The 12,600-nt window shown below is 50.0% G+C and carries 7 protein-coding genes; all 7 read left to right on the top strand.

Annotated features, from left to right (window positions below):
* Window positions 1-73 precede the first annotated feature (73 nt).
* The 7 genes from P364_RS0107160 to P364_RS0107130 all read left to right on the top strand — a co-directional run bounded on the left by P364_RS0107160 (window position 74) and on the right by P364_RS0107130 (window position 12,592).
* Complete coding sequence (locus P364_RS0107160; RefSeq protein WP_024629462.1) at window positions 74-1,054, top strand: ABC transporter permease; 981 nt, start codon at window positions 74-76, stop codon at window positions 1,052-1,054.
* Window positions 1,055-1,069: 15 nt separating this feature from the next.
* A complete protein-coding gene (locus P364_RS0107155) occupies window positions 1,070-1,978 on the top strand; it encodes a carbohydrate ABC transporter permease (protein ID WP_029880810.1) in 909 nt (302 codons plus the stop codon).
* A 128-nt stretch (window positions 1,979-2,106) separates the two neighbouring features.
* Window positions 2,107-3,744, top strand: coding sequence for an ABC transporter substrate-binding protein (locus P364_RS0107150; protein ID WP_024629460.1), 1,638 nt, complete (start codon window positions 2,107-2,109; stop codon window positions 3,742-3,744).
* Window positions 3,745-3,907: 163 nt separating this feature from the next.
* On the top strand, window positions 3,908-6,130 hold the full coding sequence (locus tag P364_RS0107145) for a helix-turn-helix domain-containing protein (protein WP_024629459.1): 2,223 nt from the start codon (window positions 3,908-3,910) through the stop codon (window positions 6,128-6,130).
* A gap of 44 nt (window positions 6,131-6,174) precedes the next feature.
* Window positions 6,175-8,487, top strand: a complete 2,313-nt coding sequence (locus P364_RS0107140; protein ID WP_024629458.1) for a glycoside hydrolase family 3 N-terminal domain-containing protein — start codon at window positions 6,175-6,177, stop codon at window positions 8,485-8,487.
* Complete coding sequence (locus P364_RS0107135) at window positions 8,484-11,588, top strand: alpha-mannosidase (RefSeq protein WP_024629457.1); 3,105 nt, start codon at window positions 8,484-8,486, stop codon at window positions 11,586-11,588. Before P364_RS0107140 ends, P364_RS0107135 begins: the two co-directional genes overlap by 4 nt.
* Before the next feature lie 128 nt (window positions 11,589-11,716).
* On the top strand, window positions 11,717-12,592 hold the full coding sequence (locus tag P364_RS0107130) for a sugar phosphate isomerase/epimerase family protein (RefSeq protein WP_024629456.1): 876 nt from the start codon (window positions 11,717-11,719) through the stop codon (window positions 12,590-12,592).
* Window positions 12,593-12,600: the final 8 nt, after the last annotated feature.

Here is a 12,600-nt window from a genome sequence, read left to right as displayed (position 1 = left end):
CCAAACAAAAGGATGTTTAAGGGATGTAAATGTAATGTATTATTACACTTAAGGTGTAGAAGGAGTGACGCGAATGAGTCGAGCTACGGAAAGCATACCTGCACCGGTGGAGCTCCAGCAAGGAAGGAATTACGCAGAACCCAAGCGACAGCATCCATTTATCAGAAGCCTCAAGAAGCATTGGGAGCTCTATCTCCTGGTGCTGCCTCCCGTATTGTATCTGTTGATCTTCAAGTACATTCCGATGGTTGGTGTACAGATCGCCTTCAAAGACTTCAGTGTCGTCAAAGGAATCTGGGGCAGCCCATGGGTTGGGCTGAAACACTTTGAAGCCTTTTTCGAATCCCCAAATTTCTGGCTGCTGATCAAAAATACGATTGGCATCAGCTTCTACTCGTTACTCGCCGGGTTTCCCATTCCGATCCTGCTTGCGCTGGCACTGAATGAAATCCGAACGGGTTACTTTAAAAAGACCGTCCAGATGGTCACGTACGCTCCACATTTTATCTCCACAGTTGTCATGGTATCCATTATCATTCTGATGCTGTCACCCCATGTGGGTGTTGTAGACAAGCTATTTACTTTCCTGGGCTTCCCGATGACCAACTTTATGGGCATTCCCGAATACTTCAAATCCATCTATGTCTGGTCGGGCGTGTGGCAGGGCATGGGCTATTCATCGATTATTTATATCGCGGCACTCGCTGGCGTTGATCCATCCCTCTATGAGGCAGCAAAGATGGACGGTGCTTCAAGGCTTCGGAAAATTTGGCATATCGATCTTCCAACGCTCGTACCAGTCACCGTCATCATGCTGATTCTGAGTTTGGGCAGCATTATGGGCGTGGGCTTTGAAAAAATATATCTGATGCAGAATCCGCTCAACACGAGCGCTTCGGAAGTCATTTCCACGTATGTGTACAAGGTTGGTCTGATCGGGGCCAACTTTAGCTTCTCCTCGGCGGTAGGATTGTTCAACTCTGTTATCAACCTAATCCTGCTCGTTATTGTCAACGGCATTTCCCGCAAAGTATCCCAGAACAGCTTGTGGTAAAGGAGGAGCTCATTCATGTTCAACCTGATTAATCGTAACCGGATCAAGGACCCGCTTGGTGACCGCGTCTTCATGACATTCAACTATATCTTTCTGTTCGCCATACTGCTAACGGTGTTTTACCCGCTCTTGTACATCATCAGTTCTTCGTTCAGCTCCTCCCCTGCCGTTACATCCGGTCAGGTGTGGCTGTTCCCGGTAGACTTTAACATCAAGGCCTATATCTCCATTTTCAAAAGCCAGCAGCTCATGCTCGGGTTCTACAATACGATTATCTATACCGTTGTAGGTACGTTTATCAACGTGGCGCTGACCGTCATGCTCGCTTATCCGTTGTCACGAAAGTCGTTTTATGGACGGGGGGCCATCATTATTTTCATGATGATCACGATGTTCTTTGACGGCGGTCTGATTCCAACCTATCTCTTGATGAAAGACCTCCATCTGCTGGATACACGCTGGGCGATGTGGCTGCCAGGGGCGCTCGCAGTGTTCCAGGTCATCGTGGCGAGAACCTTCTTCCAGTCTTCCATTCCGGAAGAGCTGGGGGAGGCGGCAGAAATGGACGGATGCCGAGATATTCGGTATTTGATCAGCGTCGTTCTTCCGTTATCAAAGCCGATTCTGGCGGTCATGACCCTGATGTATGCGGTGGGCCACTGGAATGCGTACTTTGATGCCCTGATCTATCTGCGTTCCGAAAAGTTGTTCCCACTGCAATATGTGCTCCGCAATCTGCTGATTCTGAACGCCGCCGACCCGGCGATGTTGGCCAATACGAGCCAGCAGCTGCGGGATCAGGGGTTCGAGCAGGTACTCAAATACGCACTAATCGTAGTCGCCAGTATTCCGATTCTCATCATGTATCCGTTTGTGCAGAAGCACTTTGTCAAAGGGGTCATGGTGGGCTCGCTCAAAGGATGATTTCTGCAATTTACTCCCGCTAAGCCGTTTGAAAGGAGGTGGGGGAACACTCCGGCTTCCGGGATCGGGTTTAACACGAGTGCGTAAACAGATGGTTATGCCGTTTTCAACAAAAAGGAGGAGTCAGATTGAAAAAATCTTGGATTTCGATGTTGTTTCTGGTCTTTGCTTCGATGGCTTTGTTGTCCGCATGCGGTTCATCCGCGGAGACAGGTACAGGGAGCGACGGTAGCGGGGAGAGCGTTGGCCCGGTCACGATGACCTTCTTTGCCCCACAAGGTAAAGCATCCATGGAAGAAAATGAGTTCACCCAATTTATCGAAGACAAGTTCGATGTAACTCTGAAATGGGATTTGGCCCCGACGGACGCCTTGCAAGACCGCAGACAGTTACTGCTGGCGAGTGGAGATTATCCCGAAGTGTTCCTCCATGGCAAGTTCACCACCTCAGACCTGCAAACCTACGGAAAACAGGGCGTGTTCCTCCCGCTGCAGGATCTGATCAAGGAGTACGGTCCGAATCTCACCAAGATTATGGAGGAGAAGCCGTACTTTAAAGAAGCGATTACTGCACCTGACGGGAACATCTACGCTCTGCCGATTTTCAATGAATGTTATCACTGTACGTATGCTCAGAAATATTGGATTAACACCGAGTGGCTCGACAATCTGGGTCTGAAAATGCCGACCACGACCGATGAACTCTACACGGTACTGAAGGCATTCAAAGAGCAGGACCCGAATGGCAATGGCAAAGCCGATGAGATTCCGCTCACGGGTGCACCGAACAAATATGTATGGAATGGCAATATCGACGCCTATCTCATGAACAGTTTTATCTATAATGACAACGATAAATATCTGATCGTGAAGGATGGGAAGGTTGATTTTGCAGCGAACAAGGAAGAGTGGAAAAAAGGGCTGGAGTACATGCACAAGCTGTACGCAGAGGGCCTGATTGATCCGGCCTCCTTCACGCAGAACGATCAGGCGATCGGGCAGCTGGGAAACAAGGAAGGCGATGAGGTGGTCGGCTCTATAACGACAGCGCTGGTCAGCTACCTCGTGAACACGTATGACAAGGATATCACCCGCCACCAGCACTGGGACATCGTACCTCCGCTAAAAGGGCCGGATGGCGTTCAGACGACAGGCGCTACACAGAGCGTGGGTGAGTTTGAGTTTGCCATCACCAACAAAGCGACCGAAGCGCAGCAGATTGCTGCCATCAAGATTGTAGATTACATGTTCAGTGAAGAAGGTGCCCTGTACGCAGAGTACGGTCCAACAGAGGGGAAAGGCTGGAAGAAGGCGGATGCAGATGAGAAAAACATCAATGGCGAGCCAGCCAAATACAGCTACTATAACCTGCCTGAGCGTGACCCGAACGTGGTAGTCAACGAGAGTTGGTCACAGATCGGAGCACATGACTTGTCCAATACGTTCCGCAATCTGTTTGCAGAAGGTCAGAACCCGTTGGAAGCGGAGGGTTACGGTACACGCCTGGCACAAGCAACCAATGTATATGAACCTTATGCGCCCAAAGAAGTCTATCCTGCGAACGTATTTATCCGTCCTGAAGATACAGAAACCGCTGCGCAGCTCACGACGGCCGTCAAGGATTACGTGATGACCAATATGGCTCAATTTATTATCGGCAGCAAGAGCATTGATAAGGAATGGGACGCGTACGTGAAAGGCTTTGATGGTCTGGGACTCAGCAATTACCTTGAGATTTACCAGCGTGCGATTGAGAAGAATCAATAAAGGTTGATGGATTCATGAATGAGGCTGTCCCGATGTCACCACAGGAATCGGGGCGGTCTTCTCCTTTTGACAACCCCACTTCATCCGATATAATTTACTGAATATTTATGGAAGATTGGCGTGGTTGTCATCATGCACATAAACAGTGTGGGGGGCCTCGGAGATGAACAACAGTTGGTTTAGACGTTTGCTGCTATCGTACTTGCCTGTTTTTTTTATCGTAACCACAATCCTGTTTATTATCTTCTTCCAGGTATTTAATGAGCAGAACCGAAGAGAAGCACTCAAGGCCAATGAATTTCTGGCATCACAGGTAACGCAATATTTGGACAATTCACTACGCTCCATCGACTTCAAGGTGCTGCGTGATATTTTGACCAACCCCAACCTGAAAAATTATTATTCGATAACCGGAAGCGAAGATGTGTATGCCGGAATTCAAGCGGTCCAGGTTATTGATGAATTGAAAATAGAGTATCCGCTGATTGATTCCATATATCTGGTGAGATACAACGATGATACAGTATTCAGCAACGGCAAGGCGGTACCCATTGAGGAATTCCCGGACGCGCCATTTATTAAGGACAGCCGTGCTGCGGCAACGCAAAAGTGGGTGGGGGCGAGATCTTTTAAGGCATTCCCGACCGAGGAAGGCAAACAGGTCATTACACTCATTCGCGGCGTCGGAAACGGCACGGGTCTTGTAGTTGTTAACGTCAATCTGCCAGCCTTGCAGAAGTCTATCATGCAGATGTATGACCCTGAGTTCACTTTCGTGAATATCTTCAATCGCTCGGGCGGCAATCTGTGGGATGGTGGGAAGCAGGATGGCGCTAGGGCAGCATCTCCCCAAATGGCGTCAGGTGAAGTCTTCTCCGAATTTACATCCAGCTACAGCGGCTGGAAGGTACAGACCGGACTGAATAATGGCAAGATCGTCAAATTCGCCCTGAAATTTTACAATATCTGGTTTGTTTTTGCCGTTGCTGTTGTCCTGATTGGTGTGGTGTGGGTGATCTATGTGACACGGAGAAATTACAAGCCCATCCAGCAAATCGTCACGTTAATTGAGACGGTGGCTTCACAGAAACAGCCGGGGATGAGTCAACCAAAAGATAACGAGTTCCGTTTTATCCAGACCACGCTGGAGCAAATGATTAATCAAACCAAGCAATATCAGGAGGAGCATGAAGAAAATCTGATTTTGCAGAAGAAATATTTCTTTCAGGAGCTGCTGGAGGGTACGCGAGACTTCACCGGCAATGAGCTTACAGCGGAGATGAACAGGTTCAAGCTCCCGCAGTTGGAGGATCGATGGGCTGTAATTGTGGTGGAGATTGATCAGTATTCCCGATTTATGGAGGAGTATCACAATCAGGATCAATCCCTTCTCAAGTTTGTGTTATCCAGCATTCTGCAGGAGAGTGCAAGGCAAGAAGGGACCGAAGTGTGGGCAGAGTGGATATCGGATCAGCGGCTGTATGCAATACTCTGGTTGCCCGAGATGGAAAAGGGTGAGGAAACCGAGCAGAGACTGCTCTCCGGTTATCTGGACAGGGTTGGGCAGTATTTGAACTTCACCGTAACTATCGGGATTGGTAGAGTGGCAGTCGATGTTCGTGGCCTGAGAGCTTCGTTGAAGGAGGCTGTGCATGCCCTGGAGTACAAGGCTGTGCTCGGCATGAACCGGATCATTCCATGCGGGGAGGTACCGAACTCGACTAATGATGTATATGAGTTCCTGAAGACAATCTCTTTGCTGGTGCAGGCGATGCGATTGTCGGACAATGTCTGGGAGAAGCATTTTGACCGCTTGTTCGAACAAATCCGTGAATCCGTGCTCTCCCGCCAGGAGATTATGAATACGGTCCAGCTGCTGTTCCAGCATTATAATCGGGAGTTCGCGGAACTTCCGCGGGAATATCAGGAGCAATGGGCATCCGTATTTACACCGCTCCTCCCCAGATTGGAAGGATGGGAGACGATAGATGATTTGCGAACGCTGTGCTGGGAAGGCTTCCGAGATCTGTCGGAGCAGATGCAGACACTTCAATGTTCCAGAAAACACCGATCTCATATTCTTGAAATTCGCAAATATATTGAACAGAACTATAACAATCCCGAGCTGTCGCTGAATTATCTAAGTGATTTATTTGATATCAATCCGAAATATTTAAGCAAGCTGTTCAAGGACGAAATTGGTGAGAAGTTCGTGGATCTTCTGATTAGTCACCGCATAGAGAAGGCCAAACAGCTTATGCTGGAGACCGACAAGGCCATCCAGGAGATCAGTGAGGAAGTCGGGTACACGAACTATAATTCCTTCAATCGGGCGTTCAAGAATGTGGTGGGTGTAGCACCTAGCGACTACCGAAAAGCCATGTGAGCTCATGTTCCAAAACAAGCCGAACTCATAAGGAGAATGTGCATATGAACTATAAAGATGCTTCGCTTCCCGTTCAGGAACGGGTACAAGATCTTCTCGGTCGGATGACAACGGAGGAGAAGATAGGACAGCTGATTCAGCCCATGGGGTGGAAGACTTATGTTAAGGAAGCAGATGGTACGGTTCGGGTTACGGATGAGTTTAAAAAGGAAATCGCAGAGGGCGGGATTGGGTCGTTGTATGGCGTCCTTCGTGCTGATCCCTGGACGGAAGTGACGCTGGAGACAGGCCTGACCCCTAGGCAGGGAGCTGTTGCCACCAATGAAATTCAGCGGTATGCCTTGGAGAACTCCCGGCTGGGGATCCCCATTTTGTTCGGGGAGGAGTGTTCTCACGGTCATATGGCGATTGGAGCGACCGTATTCCCGGTGCCGATTGCTGTAGGAAGTGCCTGGAACGTGGAATTGTACCGCAAGATGTGCGAAGCGATTGCTGTGGAGACTCGAAGCCAGGGGGGAGCAGCAACGTATTCCCCTGTGCTGGATGTGGTGCGGGACCCGAGATGGGGACGGACAGAGGAATGTTTTGCCGAAGATCCATACCTGATCGGTGAATTGGCGGTAGAAGCGATGAAAGGCCTGCAGGGTGATAGACTGGATACCAACCGGACAATTGTGGCGACACTCAAACATTTTGCAGCTTATGGCAGTTCAGAGGGTGGATGCAATGCGGCCCCTGTTCATATGGGATTACGTGAGTTGCATGAAGTGGACCTATTGCCCTTCAAGAAAGCCGTGGAAGCGGGTGCATGCTCCGTCATGACGGCATACAACGAAATTGACGGTGTACCCTGTACATCGAGCTCGTATCTGTTAAATGATCTCCTGCGCGTGCAATGGGGATTTGACGGATTCGTCATCACCGATTTTGGTGCGATTCAGATGCTGGTCAGTGGACACAACACGGCGGAGAGCGGGGAGCAGGCCGTCGCGCAGTCGCTTAAGGCAGGTGTGGACATGGAGATGTCCGGGTACATGTACCGTAAGCATCTCGGGCAAGCCCTGGACCAAAGATTAATTGGAGAGCAGGAGCTGGATACAGCGGTAAGACGGGTGCTGGAGATGAAGTTTAGACTAGGCTTATTCGAACAACCCTTCGTTGATCCTGACTTTGCAGAGCAGGTAATCGGATGTGAGGAACATATTCAGCTGGCGAGGCAAGTGGCGCTAGAGGGGATCATTTTACTCAAAAATGAAGAAAACACCCTTCCGCTCAGCAAAACAGGTACGAAGCTGGCCGTTATTGGACCGAATGCAAACCATGTCTACAACCAGCTGGGTGATTACACCTCGCCACAGCCGAGAGAACATATTGTTACGGTGTTGGATGGGATTCGCCGTAAGCTTGGGACGGATACGGAGCAAGTGTTATACGCGCCCGGATGCCGCATCAAAGGCGATTCCAGAGAGGGCTTTGCGCAAGCGCGCGCCTGTGCTGAACAAGCTGACATCATCATTATGGTGATGGGTGGGTCAAGTAGTCGTGATTTTGGCGAAGGCACCATTGATCTGCGGACGGGTGCATCCGTTGTCACGGATGATCCATGGAACGATATGGAGTGCGGTGAGGGCATAGACCGATCGTCTCTGAGCTTAATGGGTGTTCAACTGGAGCTGGTGCAGGAAGTACATAAGCTGGGGAAACCGATTATTGTCGTATATATCAATGGCCGACCCATTGCTGAACCCTGGATTGATGAGCATGCCCATGCTATCCTGGAAGCGTGGTACCCGGGGCAGGAGGGGGGAAACGCAATAGCAGATATTTTGTTCGGTGATGTGAATCCATCCGGTCGTCTTACCGTCTCTATTCCCAAACATGTGGGGCAGCTTCCGATCTATTACAATGCCAAACGCACCCGAGGCAAGCGATATCTGGAGACCGATCTTGCACCGCAGTATCCGTTCGGCTTTGGGCTGAGCTATACGGAATTTAAATACGAGAATGTACGGGTTGTGCCGGAAGTGATCGGACCAGACGATGAAGCAGAGGTACAGGTGGAGGTTACGAATACGGGACCGGTTGCGGGTAATGAGGTAGTTCAGCTGTATATTACGGATGTATCGGCTTCGGTCACCCGAGCTGAAATTTCGCTGAAGGGGTTTCACAAAATTCGTCTGGAGCCGGGACAGACTCGAACGGTTACTTTTCCTGTACAAAAAGAACATCTGGCGCTGATCGACTCTCGTCTTCAGCCTGTTGTGGAACCAGGTGAATTCAGACTGATGGTGGGCAGCAGCTCCAGAGACTGGACTGCTTGCAGCTTACACATTCAGAAGGTGGGGGTGGAGGTATGATTCGAATTCAGAGATTCATTCAGGATCTGGCTCAGCAGCAATGGATGGATACCATAGAGCTTCCGCAGTGGAAGATGCAGAAGGCCAGGTATATACGGCCCGGAGAATACGAGTATGAACAGGAGAATGGGGCTGTCCAAAGTCTGAATCCGCTCGATAGCAACCATGGAACGACTTATTTTCTAAGCAAAACCATAGAGATTCCAGGCAATTGGGAGGATCATGCGATTGGATTGATTTTTGAAGCTGGGGGTGAGGGGCTGCTGAAGGTGAATGGCATGCCTTATCACGGACTGGACCGAAATCATTGGTATGTGCCGTTACCCAGGAGCCGGGTGGGAACTACGCCTTTATTGGAGATTGAGCTGTATGATCCTATACCGGAACCGCATGACCCGCTAAACCGACAAGCGGTGATTCAGCGGCCGATCCGTGGTATCCGAACTGCTTTGGTATATGTGAATCAACCGCTCCAGAGCTTGATGTACAGCATTACTGTACTTGCGGAGTCGCTGAAGGCATTGCCTGAGAAAGACTTGAAGCGGACCCATCTTGTCCGAGTAATTCATCAGGTGATGGATGAGATGTACAACGATCCGAATCGCTGGGGGGAGGCGGCATGGGTGCAGAATTTCGAAAATTCGCTCGCACAGTCGGTACAGGAGGAGGACCCGGAAGAATACCGGAATGGGTTCATGCATCTGGTTGGGCAGTCACATATCGATATTGCCTGGCTGTGGCCTGTACGTGAGACAGTCCGTAAATCCAGTCGTACTTTCTCCACGATGTGTACCTTGATGGATGAATACCCGGAGTTTGTATATTCGCAGAGCCAGCCGCAGCTGTATGCGTTTGTGAAAGAGCATTACCCGGAATTGTATGAGCAGGTCAAAGTCCGGGTTGCCGAAGGTCGCTGGGAGCTGGTTGGCGGCATGTGGGTGGAGCCGGACCTGAACATTCCGAGCGGTGAGTCCTTGGTAAGACAGATGTTGTACGGGCAGAACTTCTATCAGGAGGAGTTTGGCAAGCGTTCAAGCATTGAGTGGCTCCCTGATACCTTCGGGTACTGTGCTTCGTTGCCGCAGTTGCTGAAGTTGGCGGGTATTCCCTATTTTATGACCACCAAGCTTAATTGGAATGATACCAATGCTTTTCCATATGATCTATTTGATTGGGTGGGTATTGATGGAACCTCGGTGCTTGCGTACTTGAATCATGGAGTGAATGAACATACCCGGCCCAAAGATATCGATGAGCATTGGCAATCGTATAAGCAGAAGGATGTACATCCTGAGCAAATGCTGCTTTACGGTCATGGTGATGGTGGGGGCGGGGTCACGAATGAAATGGTGGAGTTCGGAGCGCGATCCCATCTCATGGTTGGGCAGCCCATCAGCAAGTTCAGTACAGCGGGAGCATTTTTCGAAGAAATATCCAACCATAATCCCCCTTTGCCGAAATGGCATGGAGACCTGTATCTGGAACTTCACCGGGGAACGTATACTACCCATGCGCGGAATAAACGGAGCAATCGGAAGGCCGAAGTACTGTACCGTGAAGCGGAGATCTGGGAGCAGTTTGCCGGATCTTCTGAAGCAGCACAGGTGAAGAATAAGCTCGATGAAGGCTGGAAGCTGATCATGCTCAATCAGTTCCATGATATTATCCCGGGTACATCTATCCCCGAAGCATATGTCACCTCCGCGGAGGAGTATACGAAGGTATTTGCTCTGGGAACATCGGCGATGGAGAGCGCCCTCGGTACCCTTGTGGAACGTATTGCTACAGATAGTTTGGATGGCCTGCCTTACGTTATTTTTAATAGTCTGGGCTGGGAGCGCGGAGAAGTGGTGGCCATTACAGGCGACGTGAGTCTGACTGGTCTCGCTGCTTTTGATCATCAGGGTAATCATCTGGCAGGTGACCTAGAGCAAAATGGAGATGTGCTGACCCTGTCCGTTTATGTTCCATCCATTCCGGCCTTTGGGTATACCACGATATGGCTGCGCCAGGCACCGGATGCCGATCTTTCTGTATGGGAACAGGAGGAATCTTTCCCTTCCGTCTGGGAAACAGATTTCTACACGCTTGAATTTAACGATGTTGGAGAAATCACAAGATGGTATGACAAGTCCATTCAGCGGGAGTGGCTGAAGCCGGGAGATAAAGCGAATGAGCTGCAGTTTTTCCATGACAAACCTACGTATTGGGATGCGTGGGATATTGACCCAAGGTTCGAATCTCAGCGGGCAGGGGCGGTACAGCTGATCTCCGGACAGATCGTGCAGCGCGGGGCAACAAGGGATGTCCTTCGTTTCCACTGGAAGCTGAACAACTCGGAAATTCACCAGGATATGATCCTGTATCGTCATCAGCGACGTGTGGATTTCAAGACAAAGGTAAACTGGGTTGAGAACCATAAGTTACTCAAAGTCGCATTTCCGATCGATCTGGTGTCAGCCAAAGCAACCTACGAAATTCCGTTTGGTGCGCTGGAGCGGCCAACCCATAACAATACAAGCTGGGAGCAGGCACAGTTTGAAGTGTGTGGGCACCGTTGGGCGGACGTCTCCGAAGGCAATAGTGGTGTAAGCCTGCTGAACGATTGCAAGTACGGGTACGACATCAAGGATCAGACGATTCGTCTGTCCCTGCTCCGTGCTCCGAAATGGCCGGATGAATATGCCGATCAGGGGGAGCATGAATTCACCTACTCGCTCCTGCCCCATCAAGGTGATTGGCGGGAAGCGGGTGTGGTACGCCGTGCAATGGAGCTGAACCATCCAGCCCAGGCTGTGGCAGCAGGCAGACATAAAGGCACATTAACGGCAGAGCATTCCTGGGTTCACTTTCGGAGCGAGCACGTCATTCTGGATACTGTCAAAGCTTCAGAAGACGGCACGGGGACGATACTGCGTTTCTATGAATCATCTGGAGGAAGAGAAACAGTCGAGATTCAATGGGTGGAAACGCGGATAAAAGCATCTGTAGTCAATCTGCTGGAGGACGAAATCCGGCCATTGGCTTGTCGTGAGGGGACGTTTGAGCTGACGTTCAAGCCTTATGAGATTCAATCCGTAAAAATCGGTTCACCGGAATAACGTAAGGTGCAGATAAGAATCTTTTACAAGAAGAGGAGTGGACCGTGAATAGGGCGAAAGTGTAGTAGAGCATTCTTCATGAATTCACATCAGGACGATAAAATACCAATTCAGCAGGAGGGTATAACATGAAATTAACGAACAAGATCGGCGTCATCGTGGACAGCTTTAACGTAGGCGTAAGAGAAGGGCTGAACAAAGCGAAAGACGTTGGAGCGGAGGGTGTACAGATCTATGCGGTCAAGGGAGAGATGGACCCCGAAAATCTGTCGCCTGCGGCTCGCAAAGAGTTAAGAAGTTATATCGATTCTCTTGGGCTTGAAATTTCTGCGCTGGTTGGCGATTTGGGTGGTCATGGGTTTCAGGTCAAGGAAGATAATCCGTGGAAAGTGGAGAAGTCTAAGCGAATCGTGGATCTGGCCCTTGATCTGGGTACGAATATCGTCACAACACATATCGGTATTGTTCCGCATGATCCTTCCTCCGAAGTGTATGCCACGCTGCATGCGGCTTGCGAAGAGCTGGGTCAATATGCGAAAAGTGCAGGTGCGTACTTTGCTATTGAGACAGGGCCGGAAACAGCCGCAGATTTGAAAGGATTCCTGGATACATTGTCGACCAATGGGGTATCGGTGAATTTTGACCCAGCAAATATGGTTATGGTTACGGGGGATGATCCGGCTCGCGGTGTCCATCTGTTGAAGGATTATATTGTCCACACCCATGTGAAAGATGGGGTACGTCTGAAGGAAGTCGATCCGAGAGATGTATATGGTGCAGTAGGTTACGCGCCCATGGATCATGAGAAGATTGCCGAAATGGTTTCTTCCGGGACGTTCTTCCGTGAAGTGCCGCTGGGCGAGGGCGGTGTGGATTTTAACGGATACTTTGCCGCCCTTCAGGAGATTGGTTACACAGGGTATCTGACGATTGAACGTGAGGTAGGCGATCAGCCGGAGCTGGACATTCGCAAAGCAGTTGAATTCATCAAACAATACCGGTAGGGAGCTGA

The organism is Paenibacillus sp. MAEPY2 (genome assembly GCF_000499205.1).
In the GTDB taxonomy this organism is placed as follows: Bacteria; Bacillota; Bacilli; order Paenibacillales; family Paenibacillaceae; genus Paenibacillus; species Paenibacillus vandeheii.
This window is presented reverse-complemented; position numbering and strand designations above follow the sequence as displayed.